General features: G+C 36.0%; 19 protein-coding genes and 1 pseudogene. 7 read left to right on the top strand and 13 right to left on the bottom strand.

Going from position 1 to position 22,995, the window contains the following annotated elements:
* Nucleotides 1-5: 5 nt before the first annotated feature.
* From lsgF to lsgA, 6 genes are read right to left on the bottom strand one after another with little or no spacing between them, the layout of a single operon-like run.
* A complete protein-coding gene (lsgF, locus tag A9501_RS02005) occupies nucleotides 6-809 on the bottom strand; it encodes a lipooligosaccharide biosynthesis galactosyltransferase LsgF (protein WP_065264733.1) in 804 nt (267 codons plus the stop codon).
* A 9-nt stretch (nucleotides 810-818) separates the two neighbouring features.
* The gene (gene lsgE, locus A9501_RS02000; RefSeq protein ID WP_065264732.1) at nucleotides 819-1,700 is read right to left on the bottom strand and encodes a lipooligosaccharide biosynthesis N-acetyl-glucosamine transferase LsgE; all 882 of its coding nucleotides are present in this window, start codon (nucleotides 1,698-1,700) and stop codon (nucleotides 819-821) included.
* 11 nt (nucleotides 1,701-1,711) lie between these two features.
* The gene (lsgD, locus tag A9501_RS01995; protein WP_065264731.1) at nucleotides 1,712-2,485 is read right to left on the bottom strand and encodes a lipooligosaccharide biosynthesis galactosyltransferase LsgD; all 774 of its coding nucleotides are present in this window, start codon (nucleotides 2,483-2,485) and stop codon (nucleotides 1,712-1,714) included.
* 11 nt (nucleotides 2,486-2,496) lie between these two features.
* The gene (lsgC, locus tag A9501_RS01990; protein ID WP_065264730.1) at nucleotides 2,497-3,558 is read right to left on the bottom strand and encodes a lipooligosaccharide biosynthesis family 4 glycosyltransferase LsgC; all 1,062 of its coding nucleotides are present in this window, start codon (nucleotides 3,556-3,558) and stop codon (nucleotides 2,497-2,499) included.
* Nucleotide 3,559: 1 nt separating this feature from the next.
* Entirely contained in the window at nucleotides 3,560-4,474 is a 915-nt protein-coding gene (gene lsgB, locus A9501_RS01985; protein WP_065264729.1) for a lipooligosaccharide biosynthesis sialyltransferase LsgB, read from the bottom strand.
* Entirely contained in the window at nucleotides 4,471-5,676 is a 1,206-nt protein-coding gene (gene lsgA, locus A9501_RS01980; RefSeq protein WP_065264728.1) for a lipooligosaccharide flippase LsgA, read from the bottom strand. The genes lsgB and lsgA overlap by 4 nt, the downstream gene beginning before the upstream one ends.
* Nucleotides 5,677-5,809: 133 nt before the next feature.
* Between lsgA and A9501_RS01975 the strand changes: the two genes are divergently transcribed.
* The gene (locus A9501_RS01975) at nucleotides 5,810-6,544 is read left to right on the top strand and encodes a YdcF family protein (RefSeq protein ID WP_065264727.1); all 735 of its coding nucleotides are present in this window, start codon (nucleotides 5,810-5,812) and stop codon (nucleotides 6,542-6,544) included.
* Nucleotides 6,545-6,581: 37 nt separating this feature from the next.
* Here the strand turns inward: A9501_RS01975 and A9501_RS01970 are convergent, their stop codons facing one another.
* Nucleotides 6,582-7,256, bottom strand: coding sequence for an acylneuraminate cytidylyltransferase family protein (locus tag A9501_RS01970; protein WP_065264726.1), 675 nt, complete (start codon nucleotides 7,254-7,256; stop codon nucleotides 6,582-6,584).
* 109 nt (nucleotides 7,257-7,365) lie between these two features.
* Here A9501_RS01970 and A9501_RS01965 point away from each other — a divergent pair, with 109 nt between their 5' ends.
* A complete protein-coding gene (locus A9501_RS01965; protein WP_065264725.1) occupies nucleotides 7,366-8,028 on the top strand; it encodes an NAD(P)H-dependent oxidoreductase in 663 nt (220 codons plus the stop codon).
* 55 nt (nucleotides 8,029-8,083) lie between these two features.
* On the opposite strand, the gene rpsO is transcribed toward A9501_RS01965, so the two are convergent.
* From rpsO to hldE, 4 genes and pseudogenes are all read right to left on the bottom strand, one after another.
* Nucleotides 8,084-8,353 carry a 30S ribosomal protein S15 gene (gene rpsO / locus A9501_RS01960; RefSeq protein ID WP_005628925.1) on the bottom strand — a complete coding sequence of 90 codons (270 nt, stop codon included), beginning with the start codon at nucleotides 8,351-8,353 and terminating at the stop codon, nucleotides 8,084-8,086.
* 135 nt (nucleotides 8,354-8,488) lie between these two features.
* A pseudogene (locus A9501_RS01955) lies at nucleotides 8,489-8,767 on the bottom strand (ModD protein); the annotation flags it as partial.
* A gap of 30 nt (nucleotides 8,768-8,797) precedes the next feature.
* Nucleotides 8,798-10,753 carry an acyltransferase family protein gene (locus A9501_RS01950; RefSeq protein ID WP_065264723.1) on the bottom strand — a complete coding sequence of 652 codons (1,956 nt, stop codon included), beginning with the start codon at nucleotides 10,751-10,753 and terminating at the stop codon, nucleotides 8,798-8,800.
* Between the two features lie 73 nt (nucleotides 10,754-10,826).
* Entirely contained in the window at nucleotides 10,827-12,257 is a 1,431-nt protein-coding gene (gene hldE, locus A9501_RS01945; RefSeq protein ID WP_065264722.1) for a bifunctional D-glycero-beta-D-manno-heptose-7-phosphate kinase/D-glycero-beta-D-manno-heptose 1-phosphate adenylyltransferase HldE, read from the bottom strand.
* Between the two features lie 96 nt (nucleotides 12,258-12,353).
* On the opposite strand from hldE, the gene A9501_RS01940 reads away from it, so the two are divergent.
* The 5 genes from A9501_RS01940 to hypA all read left to right on the top strand — a co-directional run bounded on the left by A9501_RS01940 (nucleotide 12,354) and on the right by hypA (nucleotide 19,264).
* Complete coding sequence (locus A9501_RS01940; RefSeq protein WP_065264721.1) at nucleotides 12,354-13,289, top strand: Kdo(2)-lipid IV(A) acyltransferase; 936 nt, start codon at nucleotides 12,354-12,356, stop codon at nucleotides 13,287-13,289.
* Between the two features lie 73 nt (nucleotides 13,290-13,362).
* The gene (parE, locus tag A9501_RS01935) at nucleotides 13,363-15,261 is read left to right on the top strand and encodes a DNA topoisomerase IV subunit B (RefSeq protein ID WP_065264720.1); all 1,899 of its coding nucleotides are present in this window, start codon (nucleotides 13,363-13,365) and stop codon (nucleotides 15,259-15,261) included.
* Nucleotides 15,262-15,328: 67 nt separating this feature from the next.
* Nucleotides 15,329-17,584 carry a DNA topoisomerase IV subunit A gene (gene parC / locus A9501_RS01930; protein ID WP_065264719.1) on the top strand — a complete coding sequence of 752 codons (2,256 nt, stop codon included), beginning with the start codon at nucleotides 15,329-15,331 and terminating at the stop codon, nucleotides 17,582-17,584.
* Nucleotides 17,585-17,613: 29 nt separating this feature from the next.
* A complete protein-coding gene (gene gltS, locus A9501_RS01925; RefSeq protein WP_065264718.1) occupies nucleotides 17,614-18,828 on the top strand; it encodes a sodium/glutamate symporter in 1,215 nt (404 codons plus the stop codon).
* A gap of 94 nt (nucleotides 18,829-18,922) precedes the next feature.
* A complete protein-coding gene (gene hypA, locus A9501_RS01920) occupies nucleotides 18,923-19,264 on the top strand; it encodes a hydrogenase maturation nickel metallochaperone HypA (protein WP_005633520.1) in 342 nt (113 codons plus the stop codon).
* A 99-nt stretch (nucleotides 19,265-19,363) separates the two neighbouring features.
* Here hypA and fdhF read toward each other — a convergent pair whose 3' ends face one another.
* Together fdhF and A9501_RS01905 are read right to left on the bottom strand one after the other, a co-directional pair.
* Nucleotides 19,364-21,517, bottom strand: a complete 2,154-nt coding sequence (fdhF, locus tag A9501_RS01915; RefSeq protein ID WP_083071885.1) for a formate dehydrogenase subunit alpha — start codon at nucleotides 21,515-21,517, stop codon at nucleotides 19,364-19,366.
* 211 nt (nucleotides 21,518-21,728) lie between these two features.
* Nucleotides 21,729-22,874 carry a 5-methyltetrahydropteroyltriglutamate--homocysteine S-methyltransferase gene (locus A9501_RS01905; protein WP_065264715.1) on the bottom strand — a complete coding sequence of 382 codons (1,146 nt, stop codon included), beginning with the start codon at nucleotides 22,872-22,874 and terminating at the stop codon, nucleotides 21,729-21,731.
* Between the last annotated feature and the right edge of the window lie 121 nt (nucleotides 22,875-22,995).

Below are 22,995 nucleotides of genomic sequence, written 5' to 3'. Positions count from 1 at the left end.
ATTTCCTATTTACGTAAAAAAGTTTGATAAAGGCTTTTCAATAACGAGGTTGGCAATAAACGAGAACCAAAGCGCAATGCAAAAGTAAATAATCCAGATAACAATCCTTGAATTCCCAAGCGGTATTTCAATTTGAACAAACGCCATTCTGCTTTGGCTTGATTGACTCCACGGCGGCGACTCACCATACCATTTCCTACTCGCGCATAAACTAAAATATCAGGCAAATTCGCCACATATAAACCTTTTGCGACAAGTTTGATCCACAAATAATAATCTTCTTGAAGATCTTCATATCCAGCACAATTAATGACCGCACTTTTTTGATATGCCACCGTCATATGATTAAACGGACAACGTTTTTGCGTGAATTTGATAATTTCTTGAGCTGACGTTGGCACATTACGATATGCCACAATATCATTTACATTTTCACCAAATTCAGCAATTTGTCCGCCAAAAATGATGGTTTCAGGATGCTGTTCAATAAACGCCACTTGTTTTTCAAAACGATCAGGCACACAAATATCATCGGTATCCATACGGAAAACCCAGTCATAAGCACAATGTAATAAACCCTCGTTTAAGGCTTTGCCTAAGCCTCGATTTTGCGGCAATTTAACTAATTTTAATGGCAATTTTGTTTCAAATTCTGTCACAACGGATTCTAATTCTGGCGTTACTGCGCCATCAAAAACTAATACAATTTCATCTGCTTGACGAGTTTGTGCCACAAGACTTTCAAAACACTCCCGCAAGAATTGAGGATTTTCCTTAATATATAAGGACATTAGGACTGAAAATTTCATTTTATTTTCCTACATAAACCGTTTTAAATTAATGGCTAATTTTGGCGAAATTAAAATAACCAACGTAATAATGAATTGCTTAATGCTTTTTGTTTTCTTAAAAATATCAAAATAATATTTTGCCGCTTTACGCGATAAATTCATGATATGGGGATAAGCCAAAATATAGCTCGCGTTAATATCAAAATTATGAGCTTGCTCTACCGTTTTTACATAATGCTCGCGAATATAATCAATGGCTTTCTGCGTATTAGTAGTATCCGTAGACACACTTGAACGTTTAGTATGAAAAGTACAATAAGTCAGTGGCTCATTAATTTTATAAGGGGTAAAACTCGGCTCTTGTAGCAGTTTTAACAAGAAATCATAGTCTTCCAAAGAACGAAGTGCGGTGGATAATCCACCTATTTTTAAAAACGTCTCTTTTTTAATCGCAACCATTGGCATGCCACCAATCTTATTGGCTAACAAAATACGTTCTGTCGAGATTTCTTGGGGTTCAATCGGTTGAGTCACATAAGTAAACCCTTCATTGACCATTTCACACTTAGCTGGATGATAAATAAAATTAACGTCCGGATTTTGCTCAATCACTTGTAGTACTTTTTCACATTTTTCCGGCATAAAACGATCATCATCATCGAGAAAAAGCAACCAATCTCCCTTTGATGCACGCGCACCAATATTACGACTTTCTGCTGCACCTTGATTCGTTTCATTACGAATCACCGTAACTGGAAAAGAATAGCGTTGCTCAACGACGACTTTTTCTTTTGAGCAATCATCCACAATAATCACTTCAAAATGAGTCGATGTTTGTTGAGTTAAACTTTCTAATAAAGTTGGCACTTCTGCTTTTCGATTATAAGAAGGCACAATAATGCTTAACATAATTCCTTCCTTTAATTAGCCAAATTTTTCTTAATCGCAAAGATTTTTTTTAATGGATATTTCATTAATTTTTTAAACAAATTATTGGATAAAGATCCACGGATACTTTCTAAATTGCTTATCAATACAGGATTTTCAATTACCATGAGAGGGCGAACCACTTTATTTCTTATATTAAAATCCTGTTCAAAAAGTAAAAAATCATCCGCCAACCAAAATGGTTTATTTTGAGAAATTTGCTGGATAAATCTTCTTGCAGCAGATTTTTTAATAAGATAACTCACCGTGCCAGCAAAATAACTTTTATAAGGGAAAGCGTAATTTACATTGCCTGTTTTTTTGCATAGAAAAGAAAAAGTTGTCGGATAATTAATTTCTAAATCAAAATCATTGAAATCATTAATTTTGGACTGTCCAACCAATATAATTTCAGACTCAAGTTTTTCTGATAAAAGTGCGGTTAAATTTTGCTGAAAATCTGAGTGAAATAAAGCATCGTCTTCACAGACTAACGCATAACTATCTTCAGCGATGCCATTGTCTTCAACAATTTTTTGGTACACAGAAAGATGACTTAATGTACAGCCGATTTCGCCCTTAGTGACATTACGGCCATAATGTGCTTTAAATTGTTCAATATTAAAAATAGAGACTAATTCATCCCAATCTTTTTGCATGGTATTAATAGCAGAAAAAATTTGGAAATCCTCAGTATTTTTTTGAGAAAAGAATAATTCCCGACGCTGAATATCTTTGTCTAAAGAGATCAAATATTTTTTTAACATACAATTATTCCTTATAAAATCGCTTTCCATTCTTCAATAATTTTCTCAATGCCATAATCTTCACTCATTGAACGAGATTTGTCTGACATTTGTTGATAAAGCTCAGAATTATTCATTAATGAATCTAAACCATTAACCATTTCTTCAACATTATTTTTTTCACAAAGAAAACCATTTTCTTTATGCTCCACTAATTGCTTGACGCCAGGAGAACAATTAAAGGCAACAATAGGTAAGCCAAATGCCATCGCTTCAATAACGACTAAAGGCAAGCCTTCTGTTTGTGAAGGTAAACAATAAATTGAACTGCTTTCATAATAAAAAGCGACATCATTGGTACGAGGAATAAAATTAACTGAATCTTCAATATTCAAGGCTTTAGCAAGATTTTTTAAATTCTCTTCTTCCTCACCAGATCCCACTATTTTTAAATTCCAATCTGGATGATTTTTTGCTAAAACTTGCCAGGCTTTTAATAAATAATCAAAACCTTTATAAGAAAATAAATGCCCTACAGATAAAATAGTTTTATTTTCCCATTTTGCTAATTTATTCTTTGGCAAAAGCGTATTTGGATTAGCAATACTGATTATATTGTTCGTTTTAAATTTTTCTTGCCACAGCGTTTTTTCTGGCTCGGTTAATGTGACGACTTTATCGCATCTTGTTGAAGCTAAATATTTACCGAGCGTGCGAACTAGACGATTGCCAGTAAAGTTAAAAGAATAATGCTCCCATAAAATATGCTTTACATGTACATTGACTAACGCCAAAGCAGAAAAGAGCATAATCGCACCATCAACCACAATTAAGGTATCCAGCTGCAATTCTTTAACTAATTTTCTTAATTTTTTTGTAATAGAAAAATAATCTTTTTTCAATGAATAGGGCAATTTATTCATTGCGTAAATATTAATTTTTTCATCGACTTGGAAAAAAGGCTTATTACCGCCAATGCTAATAAAAGAAACATCATATCCCTGTTTAGCGAGAGCATTGGCAACATTAATAGAAACGCGCTCCGTTCCACCCGCACTTTCGATATTCATAATAAAGAAACCAATTTTTTTCATCTTAAATTTCCTTATAAATCGTTAATCCAAGCTCTGAGAATGAATCGTAACAGAACTGCCATCTTGGAATACTGGTTCTAATAAAACGAATTTCTACATTAGGATGACTTAATAAATTAAAAGCAACAGAACTGAAAAACGTGTAAATAATCACCTTTTTATTCGATAAATTCTTAAATACGTAATCTTCAAAAATGAGTTCTGATTCAACATAATTTACCCCATCCACTCGGTAATCTTCTGCTGGATGAGGGAAATAATAGTCGAAAGGAATCTGATCTTTTAATTTTTTTATTAATGAGATGTTTTCCTCTTTTGTATTTAACAAGGGCTGCCCAATAAAAAATGAGACCTCTCCATCTATATCGCAATCTACTTTATTATCCCATAAGGAAATAGGTTCAATATTGGAAACAATATTTTTGTAATTAGGATAAACCGTATAATGTTTTTTTATTTTTTTAAATAATTTATGCACATTATATTTATCGCCAATAAAGGCTTTAATCAGTTTATATTTAAATGTATCAGGCTCTCTCAATAAATTGGGGTGAGGGAAAATATTATCTGAGCCATCATCAAAGGTGTAAAGCTCTTTAAATGAAACATGGCTAAGATAAGTTTGTAGCCATAATGAATTAAGATTGGCGAGAAAAACCTTATCAAAACTTTTATGCGTAATTTTATTCTTAAGCTGGCGCATTAACTTGAGAGAATCGAAACCTTTTAGATCTTTTCCCGTATCAATGTTCACCGAATCACTACAAACTTCCGCTAATTTACTCGCGTACAAGGTTCTTTTTTTATCCCACACACCACCAAACATGACGCCAAAGAATTGCTCGTTAGGATGTAATTCAATGATTTTTCTCGCAATTAATACTTGCAATGGTGTGCAACAAAGAATGAGATTCATAGGGTTTTACTCACTTTAGATGTCATAAAATAAAGAATAGGAATAATGGAAAGAGAACCAATAATTCCAGCATAAGGGATATATTTAATTTCTGTAAAAGTTAAAGCCACAAGGCTCGCTACATAAATGATTGTAGATAAAACGGAACATTGGGAAATAAGTTTATTTTTTCCATAATAGAAAAGATAATTAACTAAAATCAAATAAGGAATACTTAATGTGGTCGAAATTAAAAATAAAATAAAATAATATTTCGTTCCCACAAATTGACTTCCTAAAATCCAAACGAGCACATCTTCAGGAATAATCCACATAACTAAAGCGGGAATAGGGATCAGCAAAAAGGAAAATAGCGCCCATTTATGTAACTGTTGAATCACTAATTTTTTTTGTTTTAAAGCTTCATAAAAATAAGGAATAATCGCTTTATTAAGAGCTTGAATAGCAATAGAAACCACCAAAGCAAGTTGAGCGCCCATGGCATAAAGCCCTAAATCTGTTTCACTGAATTTGTGATAAATAAAAATACGGTCTAACTGCCCTTTTAAGAAAAAGCTCGCATGATGCAAAATAAGCGGCAATCCAAATCCTAAAATATAAAATAATGCAGATTGATAATGTTTAAAGTGATATTTTTTAGATGTTGCACTCTTTCTGTAAAGAAAATAAGAAAAAAACCAAACGACTAAATTGCTCAATAAAATGGCCAAAATTCTTTTTTCAACAAGATCATTTTGATAATACTCAAGCAATGCGATAGTAAATACCGCACCAGTAACAGTGAGTGAAAATTGAATAAAAGCATAAGACCAAGCCTTTTTCTGGCATTGTCTTACACTTAGCTGAACATTTAAGAAAGATTGAAAAATTGAAGAAAGTGCGGCATAAAATAATATTTCAGACTTAGCAATCCAACACCCCATTAAAATAATGCTTCCAATTATCGTGGTATAAGCATAGCCAGTATTTACCACTAAATTTAATGAACGTTTTCCGTAAAAATAAAAATAACGGGAAATTGCGCCCTCTTGAGTTAAAGAAACCACAATCAAAAATAAACTTAAAAAAGTTTGATAATAAGAAAGTGAGCCATATCCTTCTACGCCCAATTTACGCGATAAATAAGGCAAAAGTAAAAAAGGAACTAACTTTGACGATAATTCCCCAACAAGGTAAATGACACTGTCTTTAAAAACTTTCATAAATATAACCGCACTTTTGATGAATTCGAGCGTTTGTTTATCAAAAAATAAGGGGCTTATTTTAACAAAATCAACATAGACAAGCTATGACTAATCATTATAATGAAACCGCTCTATATCAAGGATCTTATCTATGTTAGAACTAGGAAAACTTCTTACCGCACTTATCGCACCACCTCTCAATACCTTTGTATTACTGATTATTGCAGCGATTCTTTATCGTGTTCATTTTAAAAAATTAGCCAAATTTATTGCGCTTATCAGTTTCACTTGGCTTTATGTCATGAGTGCGCCTTTTACTGGTTTATTGCTAACAGATAATGATGACACTCCAGCCATTACCCTAGATGACTATAAACAAGCTCAAGCCATCGTCATATTAGGAGGTGGATCTTACCCAACCAAAGAACTGTATGCAGAAACGACTTCTGGCGCACCGCAACTAGAACGTTTACGTTATGCGGCATTTTTACAAAAAGAAACAGGCTTACCTGTTTTAACCACGGGCTATTCTTTGATAGGCATTTCTGAAGGCGATTTAATGGCAAAAGAACTTAACCAATTCTTTAATGTGCCAACGCAATGGATCGAAAATAAAGCCCGTAATACAGAAGAAAATGCCAGTTTCACTAAAAATATTTTAGTGAAAGATAATATTCAAAAAATCATTTTAGTAACAAATCAATGGCATATGAAACGAGCCAAATATCTTTTTGAAAAACAAGGATTTGATGTTCTTCCTGCTGCAGCGGCAAGCTATGGCAGCAAAGGAAATCTATCTGCAAAATCTTTTGTTCCTGACTTAGGTGCGTTGAATAGCAATATGGTTTTATTAAAAGAATGGATTGGTTATTGGAAAGTTCATTAATCTGATATAAAAGAGGTCGCAAAATGCGACCAATCTTCTAAAATTCTTTTGAGATTAAACTTTCAGCTAATTGTAAATCCAGAGTTGAATCAATATCAATCGAGCGATAAGTAGGCATTAAATAAAAACGCATAGGCTCAATAAAAAAACGTTTTTCTACAAATAAACGCTCAATATCATTAATATAAATAGCTCCATTTGCACGGTAAGATTTAGGTAATTTTTGACGCGGTGCTTCAAAATCACTTATCTCATGAATAGGTTTTACATCTTCATTTTCTAAAGTAAATGATTTATAAGGATGATGTTCGCATTCACAAGCTGATATGACCGACTTATATTTTCCTCCTAGGAAAATTTCCATCGCATTACGAATATCTAAAGCATTGCGTAATGGACTTGTTGGCTGTAACAAAACAGCTACTCCCTCAGAAATATTTAGGCTTTCTAAGCAATGTAAAATAGCATCAATTGTGCGAGTATCGCTTTGTGCTAAACTCTCAGGGCGAGCCACCGAAATTGCACCATATTTTTCTGCTTCTTTCAGAATCTTCTCCCCATCAGAGGTTACAACAACCTGATCAAACATTCCTGATTCTTGTGCAGCTAAAATGGCACGACCAACTAAAGACACACCTCCAACAAGCTGCAAATTTTTATCTTTAATTCCTTTTGAACCAGCCCTAGCAGGTATAATTGCAATTCTTTTCATTTTTTCGCTCCACATGACAAAGTGTCTTTCATTCTAGAATGTTTCTCTTGTTTTAGCAAAAATTAATCTTTAACATATCCTCATCTATTTGCTAATAAAAGGAAAACAAATGATTCAACTTACTCGCGAACAACTTATTGAACTATTCAATAAACGTAGCTCTACACGCTATTACGATCCAAACAAAAAAATTAGCAACGAAGATTTTCAAGCTATTTTAGAATGCGCAAGATTATCACCAAGTTCTGTTGGTTCCGAGCCTTGGAAATTTTTAGTCATCCAAAATAAAACCTTACGCGAAAAAGTGAAACCATTCAGCTGGGGAATGAGCAATCAATTAGATAACTGTAGCCATCTAGTGATCATCCTAGCAAAGAAAAATGCACGTTATGATAGTGAGTTTTTTACCGATGTGATGACACGTAAAGGTCTAAATATAGAACAACAACATGCGGCACTAGAAAAATATAAGAGCTTTCAAGAAGAAGACATGAAATTACTTAAAAATGAACGTGCTTTATTTGATTGGTGTAGCAAACAAACCTATATTGCCCTTGCCAATATGTTAACTGGGGCAACCGCACTTGGTATTGATTCCTGCCCTATTGAAGGATTCAATTATGATAAAATGAATGAATGCTTAGCTCAAGAAGGTCTATTGGATCCTAATGAATACGGCGTTTCTGTTGCAGCAACATTTGGTTATCGCTCACGTGATATTACTAAAAAATCTCGAAAGGAATTTGATGAAATCATACGCTGGGTAGAATAATCCTGTATAAAGTAAAAAGCTCCCAACTTGGGAGCTTTATTTTTAGCATTTAAAATTAGCGACGTAAACCTAAACGAGCGATAGTGCTTTGGTATAAAGCAAGATCAGTACGTTTTAAGTAGTCTAAAAGTTTACGACGACGAGAAACCATACGTAATAAACCACGACGACCATGATGGTCTTTTTTGTGCTCAGCGAAGTGAGCTTGTAAGTGGTTGATTTGTGCAGTTAATAATGCGATTTGAACTTCAGAAGAACCAGTATCTTTCGCATCACGACCAAATTCAGCAACGATTGCTGCTTTTTTTTCAGTACTTAGAGACATTTTTTACTCCTAAAAGGTAGTGTTGTTAATACATCATTCGCCGATCTCTAACTCAGCGATGACAAGGAGCTTGCATTCTAGCGATGAATCGGCTTAAATGCAAGGTTTAAAGCTAAAAAATAAAATTGAAAAACATTATATCTTTTCAATCACCACCTTTATATCCTCTGGCGGTGCATAATAAGGTGCAGAAGTGATAAATAAACGAATACCCAATTTGGCATAATCTGATACATTATCTTTATTTACCCCTCCAGCGACAGAAAGCAGAATATCTTTCTGTTTTAATTGCAGTAGATCTAAAGCCTTTTTCACATCCTCCAAAGACCATTTATCAAGTTGAATAATGTCTGGTTCAGCCATATACATTTGCTCAAATTGAGCATAATTATCTGCTTCTAAATTAATTTTATTATAAAGTAATGTTTTTATAATCATATGTTATTAATTAAATAATTCTTCAAACAAAGGTGCTATTTTAGCTGCTCCCCAAGGATTTAAATGATCATCATCTTTGTATAAAATATTATCTTTGTCTGAACTATAGCACCAATCTTGATCACAAAGTATTGTAGTAGGATCGATAAGTTTCACCTTACAATTTTTCTCACTTTTTTCTTGTAATTGTAAAATCTTATTGTTTCTATCAAGATAATCTTTTTTAGAAACTCTAATCGATATATCTGAATTATGATAAAACTTAGCTCTTATCAATTCATTCGGGACATTAACCCCCATTTCTGGTATTGGCTTAACCCAATAGACTGAATTATTTTCAGATAATCTACAAGTTGTAGTAAAAAAACCTTGAGCTAACTCACTTCTTACCAGGTTAACTAATTCAGCGTTATTAATATCTGGTTTTTTATTTATATACAAAGGAGATATAATAAAATCGTCTTTTTCATTATGTCTAAGAAGATATTCATTGTATCTATTTAAAATCACAATCTTAACATTAGGATTACTAGATATAATCTTATTAATACTTTCATTTAACCTTAAGCATTTTTCATAATTTTTATTATCTGATTTAATACCAGTAATAATAGCACAACCGTGACTAGCAAATAATAAAAAAGATTTTTTCTTATCAAAAGCTATTTTTTCTAAGCCAGAAACTATACTACCTGCGTGACTATCTCCTAATAAAATGAAACTAGGTTTTTCATTATCCACCCCAAATAAACAAAGTTCAGCATTATCCAAGCACATCCTTCCTTTCTCGGTAGAATATTCAAAATATTTTTCCATATGAATAGATTGATTTTCAATCGGAAGTTTAATTTTTTCATTTGAAACCAACTGTAAAAACTTATCTACTGAAATTATTAACAGAACCATTAGGAATAATTGTTTTATTATAGATAACCGTCCAATAAAATTAGGTCTTTCAAAAAAATAATAACTAAAAAAACCTAATAAGATAGATAGAATTGCTGCACAACATAATTGATAAATGTTATCTAACCCAAATAAAATAAAACCTACATAAACAGGCCAATGCCATAAATAAATAGAATAGGATGCCTTGCCTATTTTCTGAGCAATAATATTTTTTGTAAGAAAAGTATCTTTACCTGGAGCAATAATTAATAATGTTGCCAAAACAGGAAAAATAGATCGATAGTCTGGCCATGAATTATTCTCCTTTACAAATAAGAAAAAAAAGATAAGGATCCCCCACCCAAAGAAAGATAGTATAATTTTTAGAAATCTATTAATTAACAAGTTATAATTATTTTCTTCTAATTTATATTGATAAATAAATAATATTGAACCAGCTAAAAATTCCCAAATACGATATTGTAAAAGGAAAAATGCTTTTTGTGGAGAAACTGATAATTTATAAAGCATTGCTAAAAAGGAAACAATGGAAATAGCAAGTAAAATATTAACTACCTGTTTCTTTATTTTTGTTATTTTATTAATAGCAAACAAAATAACTGGGAATAAGATATAAAATTGAAACTCAATACCTAATGTCCAAGTATGCATCAACCAATGCTCATTTACTGAACGACCAAAATAATCAAAGTCAGAATACTTTAGGTTATATCTAAATGTTGCAGCATATCTAGATTCTGTTAAAAGCTCATTAAAATCCAGTCGAATTAGAAAGAAACAACCAAATACAAATAAAATGAAGACCAATGCAATTAATGCAGGAGCGACTCGACGAATACGGCTATTATAAAATGCAAATAAATTCAAATTATTTTGATAAACTTGCGGATATAAAATTGCAGCCATTAAATAACCAGAAATTACAAAAAATACATCAACTCCGGCAAATCCGCCTGAAAAATGTAATAACTGAAAATGAAATAACAATACAGCTAAAGCAGCCCAAGCTCTTAATCCATTGATATCTTTACGAAAAGATAATTTTTTACTCATTAAGTATCCTTATTAGTAAAAATAAAGGATGATTAAATAAAAAAATCTAATCATCCTAATATCAAAAGATATTCTAATCTTTCAATAATTTAATTTTTTCAATCACGTTTGTTGTTGAACAACCATTTTCAAAGTTTAGCACTTTAACATCGCCGCCATTTGCCCAAACTTCTTTTGCGCCAGCAATCTCTTCGGGTTTGTAATCTCCGCCTTTGACTAAAAGATCTGGTAGAATTTCACCGATTAAACGCTGTGGTGTATCTTCAGTAAATGGCACCAACCAGTCCACTGATGCCAAACCAGCAAGCACAGCCATTCGAGTTTCAAGATTGTTAATTGGGCGACTTTCACCTTTTAAGCGTTTAACGGAATCATCGCTGTTTACCGCGACAATTAAACGATCGCCCAATTTGCGTGCATTTTCTAAATAAGAAACATGGCCTGGATGCAAAATATCGAAGCAACCATTAGTCATCACAATTTTTTCACCGCGCGCTTTAGCTTGTGCGACAGCATCTTTTAATTCTGCTTCACTCATAATGCCAAATCCCGTTTCAGGGCGAGCATGAATCGCATTTTCAAGTTCCACGGTCGAAACCGTTGAAGTCCCTAATTTACCTACCACAATTCCTGCGGCAACATTGGCTAAATAACAAGATTCTTCGAAAGAACGTCCATCTGCTAATGCGGTTGCTAATACGCTAATGACAGTATCACCGGCTCCCGTCACATCAAATACTTCTTTTGCAACGGTTGGCAAATGATAGGGTTCTTGATTTGGGCGTAATAATGTCATCCCTTTTTCAGAACGCGTCACCAAAAGTGCGGTTAATTCAATATCAGAAATTAATTTTAAACCTTTCTCAATAATCTCTTCTTCTGTATTACATTTGCCCACAACGGCTTCAAATTCAGACATATTAGGTGTCAATAATGTCGCACCACGATAGCGTTCAAAATCAATTCCCTTTGGGTCAATCAACACAGGAACATTCGTTTTGCGTGCAATTTGAATCATTTTTTGAACATCTTTAAGCGTGCCTTTACCATAATCAGAAAGAATCAAAGCACCGTAATTTTTTACCGCACTTTCTAATTTCGCTAATAAATCCTTGCAATCTACATTATTGAAATCTTCTTCAAAATCAAGGCGAAGTAACTGTTGGTGACGAGATAAAATACGTAATTTAGTAATGGTTGGATGGGTCTCTAATGCAACAAAATTACAATCGATTTTTTGTTTTTCTAATAAATGAGAAAGCGCAGAACCTGTTTCATCTTGTCCAATCAATCCCATTAATTGAACGGGTACATTAAGTGAAGCAATATTCATCGCCACATTTGCCGCCCCCCCCGCGCGCTCTTCATTTTCCTGTACACGAACCACTGGTACCGGTGCCTCTGGTGAAATACGGTTGGTTGCGCCAAACCAATAACGATCAAGCATCACATCGCCTAATACGAGTACTTTTGCTTGCTTAAATTCTGCTGAATATTGAGCCATTTTAAAATCTCTCTATTTGAATAACCAAAATTGTGGCGATTTTACCACAACTCAAATTTACGATAAACTACGCCCCTAACTTATGTGGAAAGAACAATGAAAAACGAAAAACTCCCTCAATTTCAACCGCACTTTTTAGCCCCAAAATACTGGCTGTTTTGGTTAGGCGTGGCAATTTGGCGAAGTATTTTATGTCTTCCCTATCCTATTTTGCGCCATATTGGTCATGGTCTAGGTTGGCTGTTTTCACATTTAAAAGTAGGTAAACGTCGCGCTACCATTGCACGCCGTAATCTTGAACTTTGTTTCCCTGATATGCCGGAAAACGACCGTGAAGCGATTTTGCAAGAAAATCTCCGCTCAGTAGGAATGGCAATCATCGAAACTGGCATGGCTTGGTTTTGGTCGGATTCACGTATCAAAAAATGGTCGAAAGTTGAAGGCTTACATTATCTAAAAGAAAATCAAAAAGATGGAATTGTTCTCGTCGGTGTTCATTTCTTAACACTAGAACTTGGCGCACGCATTCTTGGTTTGCATCATCCTGGCATTGGGGTTTACCGCCCAAATGACGATCCAGCATTTGATTGGCTACAAATTCAAGGACGTTTAAAATCAAATAAAAATTTACTAAATCGTAAAGATTTACGCGGAATGATCAAAGCTTTACGCAATGAAGAAACTATTTGGTATGCGCCTGATCACGATTACGGCAGAAAAAATGCCGTTTTTGTACCATTTTTTGCGGTGCCCGATGCTTGCACAACCACGGGTAGTTATTATTTATTGAAATCCTCATCAAATAGCAAAGTAATTCCATTTTCGCCATTGCGCAATAAAGATGGTTCAGGCTATACCGTGAGTATTTCAGCGCCTGTTGATTTTACGGATTTACAAGATGAAACGGCGATTGCTGCACGAATGAATCAAATCGTTGAAAAGGAAATCATGAAGGGCATATCACAATATATGTGGCTACATCGTCGTTTTAAAACGCGTCCAGATGAAAATACGCCTAGTTTATACGATTAAAAGTGCGGTCGAATATCACCGCACTTTTTGATAGAATTTTCTCAAATTTAAAAAATTAACGACTCATCTAACCATGACAACCAATTATTCAGCTGAAGAAATTACCGTTCTTAAAGATCTCGAACCGGTACAAATTCGCCCCGGTATGTATACTGACACCACTCGTCCGAATCATCTTGCACAAGAAGTTATTGATAACAGCGTGGATGAAGCCCTTGCGGGTTTTGCCACAAAAATTGAAGTAATTTTGCATCCAGATCAATCCATTGAAGTCACAGATAATGGTCGTGGTATGCCTGTGGATATTCATCCTACAGAAGGCGTTTCCGGCGTAGAGGTAATTCTGACTAAATTACATGCTGGTGGTAAATTCTCCAATAAAAATTATGAATTTGCGGGTGGTTTACACGGTGTGGGGATTTCTGTGGTGAATGCGCTTTCTGAACGTGTGGATATTCAAGTCAAACGTAATGGTGAAGTGTATAAAATTGCCTTTGAAAACGGCAATAAAGTAGAAGAATTGGAAGTTATTGGGACTTGTGGCAGACGCACTACTGGAACAACCGTTCACTTCAAACCGAATCCAAAATACTTTGACAGCGCGAAATTTTCCGTTAGCCGCCTACGCCATTTATTAAGAGCGAAAGCGGTACTCTGCTCAGGGCTTGAAATCAAATTCATTGATAAAGTAAACAATACTCAAGATATTTGGTTATATGAAGATGGTCTTTCCGATTACCTTATCGAAGCAGTTGACGGCTTTGAAACGCTTCCGGAAAAACCATTCGTTGGTGAATTTAAAGGAACAAATGAAGCCGTTAGCTGGGCATTACTTTGGTTACCAGAAGGTGGCGAAATGATTGGCGAAAGCTATGTAAACCTAATTCCAACAATTCAAGGCGGAACACATGTTAATGGCCTACGCCAAGGTTTATTAGATGCCATTCGAGAATTTTGCGAATTTAGAAATCTATTACCACGCGGTGTAAAACTTACCGCTGATGATATTTGGGATCGTTGTTCTTACATTCTTTCCCTTAAAATGCAGGATGCGCAATTCGCGGGACAGACTAAAGAACGCTTATCATCACGCCAAAGTGCGGTCTTTGTCAGCGGTGTTTTAAAAGATGCGTTCAGTCTATGGCTCAACCAAAACGTACAAGACGCTGAAAAATTAGCAGAAATTGCCATTAGTTCCGCACAACGCCGATTACGAGCAGCCAAAAAAGTCGTACGTAAAAAACTTGTTAGTGGGCCAGCATTACCAGGAAAATTAGCAGATTGTGGCTCACAGGATTTAGAAAAAACGGAATTATTTTTAGTGGAGGGCGACTCTGCTGGCGGTTCGGCAAAACAAGCGCGTGATCGCGAATATCAAGCGATTTTGCCGTTACGTGGAAAAATCTTAAATACATGGGAAGTTTCACCTGATCAAGTATTAGGTTCAACAGAAATTCACGATATAGCCGTGGCCCTAGGCATCGATCCTGATAGCAATGATTTATCACAACTTCGCTATGGTAAAGTATGCATTCTCGCGGATGCTGACTCCGATGGTCTGCATATTGCCACCCTACTCTGCGCCCTGTTCTTACGTCATTTTCCGAAATTGGTACAAGACGGTCACGTTTACGTAGCAATGCCACCACTTTATCGCATTGACTTGAATAAAGAAGTCTTCTACGCATTAGATGAAAGTGAAAAAGAGGCAATTTTAGATCGGTTGAAAAATAAAAAAGGCAAACCGAATGTTCAACGCTTTAAAGGTTTAGGTGAAATGAACCCATCACAATTACGTGAAACAACTATGGATCCTAATACTCGTCGCCTTGTTCAATTAACTTATGATTTAGAGGAAGACCAAGGCTCGAATACATTAGAACTCATGGATATGTTATTAGCGAAAAAACGTTCCGAAGACCGTAAAAATTGGTTACAAGCGAAAGGCGATCAGGTTGATTTATCTGTTTAGACTAAATTAATCTCAGCAAATCCGAATTTTAATAAATTAAGAATATATTCAATTAACAGAAACCAAAATGACAAATATCAATTATGAAGGCATTGAGCAAATGCCTCTTCGTACCTTCACTGAAAGGGCTTATCTCAACTATTCCATGTATGTCATCATGGATCGTGCGCTGCCTTTTATCGGAGATGGTTTAAAACCCGTTCAACGCCGCATTGTATATGCAATGTCTGAACTTGGCTTAAATGCCACGGCAAAATACAAAAAATCTGCCCGTACCGTTGGTGATGTACTCGGTAAATTCCATCCTCATGGTGACAGTGCTTGTTATGAAGCGATGGTGTTAATGGCACAGCCGTTCTCTTATCGTTATCCGCTCGTAGATGGTCAAGGTAACTGGGGGGCGCCAGATGATCCAAAATCTTTCGCTGCCATGCGTTATACGGAATCACGCCTCTCTAAAATCTCTGAAATATTGCTGAGTGAACTCGGACAAGGAACGGTAGATTATCAACCAAACTTTGATGGAACCTTGACTGAACCACAATATTTACCTGCTCGTTTACCTCATATTTTATTGAACGGCACAACAGGTATTGCAGTGGGTATGGCGACAGATATTCCACCACACAATATTAACGAAATTGCTGATGCGGCAGTAATGTTGCTAGATAATCCGAAAGCGGGATTAGATGATGTACTTAAAATTGTTCAAGGTCCAGATTTTCCAACAGAAGCGGAAATTATTTCGCCCAAATCAGAAATTCGTAAAATTTATGAGCAAGGTCGTGGCTCAATAAAAATGCGTGCAACTTGGAAAAAAGAAGACGGTGAAATTATTATCTCAGCACTTCCGCATCAATCTTCGCCATCCAAAATTATTGCCCAAATAGCCGAACAAATGACGGCAAAAAAACTGCCAATGCTAGAAGATATTCGTGATGAAGCGGATCACGAAAATCCAATTCGTATTGTGCTAGTTCCTCGCTCAAATCGCGTCGATACCGATGCATTAATGGCACACTTATTTGCGACTACAGATCTTGAAAAAAGCTACCGTGTAAATATGAATATGATCGGGCTTGATCATAAACCTGCGGTAAAAGGCTTATTAGAAATCTTAAATGAATGGCTTACTTTCCGCCGAATAACCGTGACTCGTCGTCTTCAATATCGTTTGGATAAAGTGCTCTCTCGCTTGCATATTTTAGAAGGTTTGATGATAGCCTTTTTAAATATTGATGAGGTTATCGAAATTATACGCCATGAAGATGATCCAAAAGCAGAGCTTATAGCACGCTTTAATTTAAGCGATGAACAAGCCGATGCAATTTTAAATTTACGCTTACGTCATTTAGCGAAATTAGAAGAAAACCAACTCAAAGCTGAACAAAATGAACTTGAAAAAGAGCGGTTAAATTTAGAAGCAATTTTAGGATCGGAACGCCGTTTGAATACGCTTATCAAAAAAGAAATTCAAGAAGATGCGAAAAAATATGCTAGTCCACGAATGTCTCAACTGGTCGAACGAGAAGAAGCCAAAATGATCTCTGAAAGTGACATGACACCAGCAGAGCCTGTCACTGTCATCTTATCCGAAATGGGCTGGGTTCGTTGTGCTAAAGGACACGATATTGATCCTAAATCATTAAGCTACAAAGCTGGTGATAATTATCGAGCTCACGCTTGTGGCAAGAGTAATCAAGCTGTTGTATTCATTGATAGTACGGGGCGAAGTTATGCACTCGATCCGCTTTCATTACCTTCCGCGCGTTCGCAAGGTGAACCCCTCACAGGTAAACTAAATTTACCCGCTGGTGCGACCATTGAATATGTCGTAATGGCCAGCGAACAGCAAGAATTATTGATGGCTTCTGATGCGGGTTATGGTTTTATTTGTAAATTTGAAGATTTAATTGCACGCAATAAAGCAGGAAAAGCCTTGATTTCTTTACCGGAAAATGCCAAAGTGATGGAGCCTAAAACGCTGGCGAATGCCACCTCACTTGTTGTCGCTATGACATCCGCTGGCAGAATGTTGATTTTCCCGGTAAAAGATTTACCGGCATTATCAAAAGGCAAAGGCAATAAAATTGTGACAATTCCTGCCGCAAATGCAAAGGAGCGCAGTGAATTGTTAGTGAAATTATTGCTTATTTCAGATCAAGCAAGTCTTGAATTTCATTCCGGAAAACGAAAAATTGTATTAAAACCGGAAGATCTGCAGAAGTTCCGTGCTGAACGAGGCAGAAAAGGTTCGACATTACCACGCGGATTACATACCAATGTTGAAATAGTGGTAATCGAACCGCAACACAACACATAACTTAAACACAACATAGGGAGATCCAATTTATGAGTCATACATTTAGCACGTATGAAACCCTTGCACTAGCAAGCTTAGTCTTGCTCTTGGGTTATTTTCTCGTTAAACGAATTAGCATCTTAAAAACATTCAACATTCCTGAGCCAGTTGTTGGTGGATTTATTGTTGCTATTGCTCTTTTAATTTGGAATAAAGTAGACGGTACATCCTTTAACTTCGATAAGAATTTGCAAACTACCATGATGTTAGTGTTCTTCACTTCCATTGGTTTAAGTGCAAACTTTTCCCGTTTAATTAAAGGCGGAAAACCACTTATCGTATTTTTATTCGTCGCTGGTTTGCTAATTATTTGCCAAAATGTTATCGGTGTCATAGGTTCATTAGCATTAGGTATCCACCCAGCATACGGCTTATTAGCGGGTTCTGTCACATTAACTGGCGGTCATGGTACTGGTGCTGCATGGGCTGATACATTTACTCACCAATTCAATTTACAAGGTGCAACTGAAATTGCGATGGCATGTGCAACCTTTGGTTTAGTCTTTGGTGGTATCATCGGTGGCCCTGTTGCACGTTTCTTATTAAATCGTCAAAAACAAGGTGAAAATCCTGAAAATGATGAAGTAGATGATATTCAAGAGGCTTTTGAACATCCAACTTACAAACGTAAAATTACTTCACGTTCGTTAATTGAAACCATTGCAATGATGTCTATCTGTTTGCTTATCGGCCAATATTTAGATGCTCAAACAAAAGGTACCGCATTCCAATTACCAACATTCGTATGGTGTTTATTTACCGGTGTAATTATCCGTAATATTTTAACCAATATCTTCCGTTTCCAAGTGGCTGATTCGGCTATTGATGTATTAGGTAGCGTGGGTTTATCTATCTTCTTAGCTATCGCCCTAATGTCATTAAAACTTTGGGAACTTGCAGGCTTAGCGGTAGATGTATTAATCATCCTTGCAGTACAAGTTGTCTTTATGGCGGTATTTGCAATCTATGTTACTTATCGCGCAATGGGTAAAGATTATGATGCGGTTGTATTAAGCTCTGGTCACTGTGGTTTCGGTTTAGGAGCAACCCCAACAGCCGTTGCAAATATGCAAGCCATTACCAGCCGTTTTGGGCCATCACACAAAGCATTTTTAATCGTTCCAATGGTCGGTGCATTCTTTATCGACTTAATCAACGCTGCGCTATTAAAAGTTTCATTTGCAGTTGTAAATATGCTCGTGTAAAGTGCGGTTGAAATTGACAATGTTTTAGAGAAATGCCTTTATTTTGAATTGGTAAAGGCATTTGTTTTAAGGAAGAAAAACAAAAGGAAAAATTATGCACGAATTGTCTCTTTGTCAAAATATGCTGGAAATAGTAGAACAACAATGCAAGAGTCACGATATAAAAAAAGTTACGGATCTTTGGCTAGAAATTGGCGCGCTCTCTTGTGTAGAACCTGATGCATTAGAATTTTGTTTTGATATAACCTTTCAAGGTACGGCTGCTGAAGGCTGTAAACTTCATCTCATTCCTATTGCAGCGCAAGCCTGGTGTTGGCAATGTCAAAAATTAGTTGAGATACAAGCTCATCATGATTCTTGTCCAAATTGTGGCAGCATACATTTGCAACGACAAAGCGGTGATGAGTTACGTATTAAAGAAATTGCCTTTGAATAAACCACTCTTTTTACATTTCTAATATTCTTACCTACATCATATTTCATTAGACATAAAAAAGGACAGGCATAAAGCCTGTCCTCATCATGATAAATATTATTAAGCCACAAGTGCGGTTTCTTTTAAACGAGATTTGAGCTTAGTATATTCAGTGACAACATAGTGCTCAGCCCAACGTTGATCTTCAATTTTTTCGATACGCACTGCGCTGTATTTATATTCCGGAGTACGAGATCCCGGATTTAAATGTTCAGCGGTGAGTTCGTTACATTTTCCGATCCACCATTGGTAAGTCATATAACACGCACCTTTGTTAGTACGAGAACTTACATCAGCACGAGATATCACTTTACCACGAGATGAAGAAATCCAAACAAGCTCATTATTCTTAATGCCTAAAGCTTTCGCATCTTGATCGTTCATTTGAACAAATCCTGGCTCATCAGCCAACGCAGCAAGTGCACGGCAGTTACCCGTCATTGAACGGCAAGAATAGTGACCAACTTCGCGCACGGTAGAAAGCACTAATGGATATTCTTCAGAGACTTCTTCCATTGGTGGTTCCCAGTCGCAAGCAAAGAACTCTGCTTTACCATTTGGACGGTCGAAGATTTGACCTTCATACAAGTATGTAGTGCCTTGATCTTCAGGACCTTCATCTGTACATGGCCATTGAATATAACCCAAGCCTTCCATTTTTTCGTAAGTCGCACCTTTATAAATTGGGCAAAGCTCACGCAACTCATCCCAAATTTCTTTGGTATTGTTGTAATGCATTGGATAACCCAAAGCTTGTGCCATAAGACTAATGATTTCCCAGTCGTCTTTCACATCACCAACAGGATCTACCGCTTTATAGAAACGTTGGAAACCACGGTCAGCCGCACTATAAACACCTTCATGTTCAGCACAAGATGTTGCCGGTAAAAGCACATCTGCTTCCGCTGCAGTTTGAGTCATAAAGATATCTTGAACAATAATAAACTCAAGATCTTTAAAGGTTTGTTTCATTGCATTCAAATCAGGTTCAGTTTGTAAAGTATCTTCACCCATAATATAGAATGCTTTGAGTTTACCTTCTGCCACAGCATGTGGCACTTCACTCAATGGTACACCTGGTTTGGTTGGAATAGACGGTACGCCCCATGCTTTCGCAAATTTAGCGTTGATTTCTGGATCCGCATAGCTTTGATAACCAGGTAAAGTATTATATAAAGCCCCCATGTCACATGCGCCTTGTACGTTATTTTGACCACGCACAGGGTTTACACCAACATTTGGTTTACCAAGATTACCCGTCAGCATTGCTAAACTTGCCAACGCACGCACAGTTTCCACACCTTGGCGGAACTGACATACTCCCATACCCCAGAGGATTGTCGCAGTTTCTGCTTTCGCATAAGTGCGGGCAATTTCTCTCAACATTTCAGGCTCAACGCCAGTGATATGTTGAGTTGATTCAGGTGTATAAGCTTTTATAGTTTCATAGAACGCATCGAAATTTTCGGTATGTTCATCAATAAATTTTTGATCTTGTAACCCTTCTTCAAGAATCACGTTCATCATTGCATTCAAAAATGCGACGTTACTACCATTGGCAAGTGGCGCATAAATGTCAGCAATACGAGCGGTTTCAATTTTACGAGGGTCACAAACAATAATCTTCGCCCCTTTTGCTTTAGCGTGGTTAATACGACGCGCTACAATAGGGTGAGATGTTGAGGCATTATAGCCAAAGATAAATACGCATTTAGTGTCTTCAATCTCAACGATTGAGTTGGACATCGCGCCATTACCCACTGATTTGAGCAGACCTGCTACAGATGGGCCATGTCAGACACGTGCACAACAGTCAATGTTGTTATTGCCTAATACCGCACGAGCAAATTTTTGCATAACGAAATTCACTTCGTTACCAGGTCCACGAGAAGAACCCGTTACCATAATTGACTCATTGCCATATTTTTCTCTAATTTCTTTTAAACGTTTTGCAGAATAGGAAATTGCTTCTTCCCAGCTCACTGGCGTGAACGGCTCGCCACGTTTGTAGCGAATCATCGGTTGAGTTAGGCGAGGAGTGAGGATTTTTGTATCATGCACAAAATCCCAGCCATAATATCCTTTCAGGCAAAGCTCCCGTTCGTTTGTTTTACCGTTTGCACCTTCAGCACCCACAATTTTGTTGTTTTCAACCAATAGATTGATCTTACAACCTGAAGCGCAATACGGACAGACAGTAATCACTTTTTTAATTGCCATAATAATGTCCTTATTGTAGATAACCAGAATGAATTAATCATTCCGAGTAATATAATACGACTAAATAAGAAAAATAGTCTTATTAATTTTATGGTTTTCTTGATATAGAACAGGTTTTAAGTAATTTTTTAGAATATTTAAAACAAGTAAAAAAATAGCCGCACTTTATGCGGCTATTTTTATATAACATTGGAAATAAATATATTTATTTTCCCCAGACCTCTTCAGCAATGTCACGGATAAACTCTAGTTTTTTCCATTGTTGTTCTTCAGTTAAAATATTGCCTTCTTCTGTAGAAGCAAAACCACATTGAGGGCTTAAACAAAGCTGATTAATATCGACATATTGTGTTGCTTCCTTAATGCGTGCAATAATTTCATCACGATTCTCTAAGTCACCTGATTTTGATGTCACTAATCCTAGAACAACTTGCTGATTTTTAATAAAACGTAACGGTTTAAAATCACCCGCACGATCACTATCATATTCTAAGAAGAAACCATCTACATTACAGTGACCAAATAAGATTTCTGCTATAGGTTCATAACCACCAGCAGAGAACCAAGTAGAACGGAAATTACCTCGACAAATATGCATTGTAATGGCTAGATCAGCTGGTTTAGCCGCAACAATTTTATTAATCATATAGACATAATCTTTTGCGATTTGATCAAGATCTAAACCTCGCTCTGTATAGGCCTTGCGTTTATCTTCAGCACAAAACTCACCCCAACTTGTATCATCCAATTGCAAATTGCGACAGCCTGCAGCATAGAAGATATTCATTGCTTTAATATAAGCATCAGCAATATCATCAAGTAATAATTGATTATTATCTTGATAACGCGCAATAGGATGATAATCTGTTTCACGTACTGTACAAATTAAATGCAACATGGAAGGAGAAGGAATGGTTAATTTTACTTCTGTTTCACCTGAAATTTTTTGTAAAGCACGATAATGTGCTATGAATGGATGATTCTCAGAAAAATCAATTTTATCAACAATACGTAAAGTTTTTGGGCGGACACTATGATGCTTAAATTGTACCGAAAATTTTTCTACATCCACTTCTTTTACACCATCTAAAGCGGCTAAGAAGTCAAGATGCCAGAAAGTTCGACGAAACTCCCCATCTGTTACAGCAGATAATCCCACTGACTTTTGATGCTCAACTAATTTTGAAATTTCACTATCTTCTACTTGAGTTAAGTCAGCACAAGAAATGTCGCCACAGCTACATTGATGGCGTGCTTGTTTTAATTTTTCTGGGCGTAAAAAGCTTCCTACAATATCAAAACGATAAGGGGCTTGAGTTCGAGTTTTGGCATTTGGAAATAATTTGCTCATGATGCTTTCCTATAATTAAATTTTAAATGAAATGCGGTCGATTCTAACAAAGAATATCTAGCGATTGAAGTTTTAGCCATCTAGATGTATATGAATTTTCTTTGTGGTTTTAAGAAATAAA

The organism is Haemophilus sp. CCUG 66565 (assembly GCF_001679495.1).
GTDB lineage: Bacteria > Pseudomonadota > Gammaproteobacteria > Enterobacterales > Pasteurellaceae > Haemophilus > Haemophilus haemolyticus_K.
The sequence above is the reverse complement of the archived record's forward strand: the minus strand, read 5'-3'. Positions and strand labels throughout refer to the sequence as shown.